4 protein-coding genes are annotated in these 3,139 nt (G+C 64.4%); all 4 read right to left on the reverse strand.

Annotated elements, in window-relative coordinates; all coding sequences use genetic code 11:
- A partial coding sequence (locus EN893_RS26040; RefSeq protein WP_281062507.1) for a DnaB-like helicase N-terminal domain-containing protein occupies positions 1–549 on the reverse strand: 549 nt, incomplete at its 3' end.
- Positions 550–776: 227 nt separating this feature from the next.
- Positions 777–2,006: an RNA polymerase sigma factor gene (locus EN893_RS26045; protein WP_127267850.1), complete on the reverse strand. Its 1,230-nt coding sequence runs from the start codon at positions 2,004–2,006 to the stop codon at positions 777–779.
- Entirely contained in the window at positions 2,003–2,368 is a 366-nt protein-coding gene (locus EN893_RS26050) for a YciI family protein (RefSeq protein WP_027037981.1), read from the reverse strand. Before EN893_RS26050 ends, EN893_RS26045 begins: the two co-directional genes overlap by 4 nt.
- 46 nt (positions 2,369–2,414) lie before the next feature.
- Positions 2,415–3,139: DUF1428 domain-containing protein (locus EN893_RS26055; protein ID WP_348632507.1), on the reverse strand; the 725-nt coding region annotated here is incomplete at its 5' end.

Raw genomic sequence — 3,139 nt, forward strand, 5'->3', positions numbered from 1 at the left:
GTCGACGGCATTCTTCAACGCATCGGAAAAGCTTTCGAAACCGCCATCGTAGCGGCCGTTTTCGGCCAGCTCGAACAGCCGCCGCTCAGCATCCTCGATCTGTTCGCCGGGCGCCATGTCGACCGGCGCGTCATAGGCGATGTTGACCATGTCCTCGCCGACCGTGATCAGCGCGCGGCGCGTCGCAAGATCGTAGATGGCGCGGCCATAGTCGGTGGCGTTGACGACGGTCACAGCCTCGACCGCCAGCCGCACGACATATTGCGCCATCGTCATGTCGCCGACCTTCTCGTCGGCGGGCAGGAAGGTTTTCAGCGTGATCGGCGTCGCGACCTTGCCCATACGGATAAACTCGGACGCCACCTCGAAGATCTTGCGGTGCAGCGGCTCGTAGAAATGGCTGGCCTTGAGGAAGTCCGAGACGCGATAGAAGGCGTCGTTGTTGACGAGGATGGCGCCGAGCAGCGCTTGCTCGGCCTCGATGTTGTTGGGCGCTTCACGATAAAGCGGTGTTTCCGCCACGCCGAATTTTCGCGCTGCTTCTGCCATGATATCCCCGATTTCGATCCCGGCCTTTCGATATCAGAACGTGACAAGTCCATGCTGACTTATCTGCACCAGTGCCTGTCCAATCAGCTTTGATACCCGCGATTCACAGCCGAGTTTTTTCGGTGGAAAGAATCACAATTGACTCGAATCGAAAGAACGATTGTAGCGCATCTATAGGGAGAACAAAACGAGAAAACAAGCGCTGGGTTCCTGTGCCGCCACTCCGTTCAAAGCTGACCGAGTCGCCCCTCGATGAACCGGCGTTCCGCCGGTTGCCGGGTCAACTCGATCGCCCGCCGGTAGGAGGTCCTTGCCGCTTCGGTTAAGCCAAGCCTGCGCTGCATGTCTGCTCGCGCCGCGTGCGCCAGATGGTAGCCGTCCAGCCCGCCTTGTGCCATGACCGCCTCGATTTCCGCCAGTCCGGCCTGCGGGCCGTCGCGCATGCCTATGGCCGCGGCGCGGTTGAGTGCCACGACCGGTGAGGGGTCGACGCGGCCGAGCACATCGTAAAGCGCGACGATCTGTACCCAGTCGGTCTCCGCCGTGCCTGCCGCCTCGGCGTGGACGGAAGCAATGGCCGCCTGCAGGATATACGGTCCGATGCGGCGCGAGGCGATCGCCCGACCGATCAGGCCGTCGGCCTCGGCGATCGGCGAACGGTCCCACAGCGTGCGGTCCTGATCCTCCAGCAGGACAAGGTCGCCGCTGGCATTGACCCGCGTCGCGCGCCGCGCCTCGTGCAGCAGCATCAGGGCAAGCAGCCCTTGCGCCTCCGGCTGGTCGAGCAGTTCGACCATCAGCCGGCCGAGCCGGATCGCCTCGGCGCACAGGTCGGCCCGCGTCAGGTTCGGCCCCTCGGTGGCCGCGTAACCCTCGTTGAAGATCAGGTAGATCACCTGCAGCGCGCTCTCGAGACGCACCGGCAGGTCGGCGCGGTCGGGCACCTCGTAGGGGATCGCCTCGTCCCGGATCTTCGCCTTGGCCCGCACGATGCGTTGCGCAATGGTCGGTGTCGGCGTCAGATAGGCGCGGGCGATCTCTTCGGTGGTCAAACCACCCACTTCGCGCAGGGTCAGGGCGATGCGTGCATCCGGCGCCAGCGCCGGATGGCAGCAGACGAAGATGAGCCGCAATTCATCGTCCTGGATGTCTTCCGGCATGGCCGGCTCCCGTGTCGGCTCGGCCAGCGCCGTGAGTTCGGGCAGAGCCCCGGCCAGCCGTGCTTCCCGGCGCCAGCGGTCGATGGTCCTGAAGCGGCCGGCCGAGACCAGCCAGGAATAGGGGTTGGCCGGCACACCCTGGCGCGGCCATTGCTCGGCGGCAGCAGTGAAGGCCTCATGCAAGGCCTCCTCCGCCGCGTCGAAACCGCCGAGCAGGCGGATCAAGGTCGCCAGCACGCGCCGCGCCTCGGTGCGGTAGGCCGCCTCCAGGGCATCGCGGGGGCTGGTGGTGCTCACAGGACCGGCGGCGGCTGGCTGAAGTCGACGACCGGGCGAACTTCGACAAAGCCGATCGTTGCCAGTGGATGGCCGCTCGCCACTCGCACCGCCTCGTTGAGATCGCGGGCCTCGATGACGATGATGCCGCCCAGGATCTCCTTGGTCTCCATGAACGGGCCGTCGACGGTCGACATCTTGCCGTCGCGGACCTGCACGGTCATTGCCTCCTCGGGCAGCACCAGGGCCTCGGCGGTTACGAAGTGGCCGCTGGCTTTGAGCACCTCGTCATATCCGGAGCACTCGGCCAGCACGGCATTGGCCTCCGGGCTGCCGCCGAACAATGTTTTGGGGTGGTAATAGATGAGACAGGCGTAACGCATGGTGGGTTTCCTTTTCCAGGATTGTCGAAAACTAGGGTTCTTGGGATCAGGCGTCGAGGATCGGCGCAAAGCCGCCATGGACCCGGCGCTGGTTGTCGTAGGGCATGGTGTCGGCATACATGCGCGGATCGGCAATCACCTTTTTCCAGGCGTCATCGCGCACCTGCTTCGACGGCCATTCGACCCAGGCATAGACGACGACCTCGTCGCCCGTTGCTTTCACGGCGCCACGGTAGTCGGTGACCTCGCCGTCGGGAACATCGTCGCCCCACGCTTCGACAACGCGGGTTGCGCCGTGTTCCTTGATCACCGCGGCCTGCTTCGTCGCTACGGCAAGGTAGGCCTGCTTGTTGGCGGCCGGCACCGGCACCAGCGAGCCATCGATATAGCCCGTCTTGCCGGTCGTGTTCAGGTCGATGAAGGGCGTGAAGCCACCGATGATCATGCGCTTGCCGTCAAAGGGCATGGAAGCGCCGATCTCCGCCATGCGCGGGTCGCTCATCATCGTCTGATAGGCCGCGTCCGCCGCCGCCTTGTCCGCGTATTCGTGCCATGAAAAGGTGATGACTTCATCCGGCTTTGCCTTCACGGCTCCCTTGAAGTCGGTGATCTTGCCGCCGGGCACGTCGTCGCCCCATCCTTCGACCATGCGGGTGGTGCCGAACTCCTTCAGCACCGATGCCACCTCGGCGACATGCCTGCGGTAAGCTTCCTTGTTGGCGGCGGGCACCGCGGCGACAAATCCTGCGATATAGCTCATTGCGTTTCTCC

The sequence above is a fragment of the Mesorhizobium sp. M7A.F.Ca.CA.004.04.2.1 genome, from assembly GCF_004022825.1.
Lineage (GTDB): Bacteria > Pseudomonadota > Alphaproteobacteria > Rhizobiales > Rhizobiaceae > Mesorhizobium.

Coding starts and splice junctions, on each gene's coding strand:
- EN893_RS26050 (WP_027037981.1), bottom strand. CDS start 2,368: ATGCGTTACGCCTGTCTCATCTATTACCACCCCAAAACATTGTTCGGC.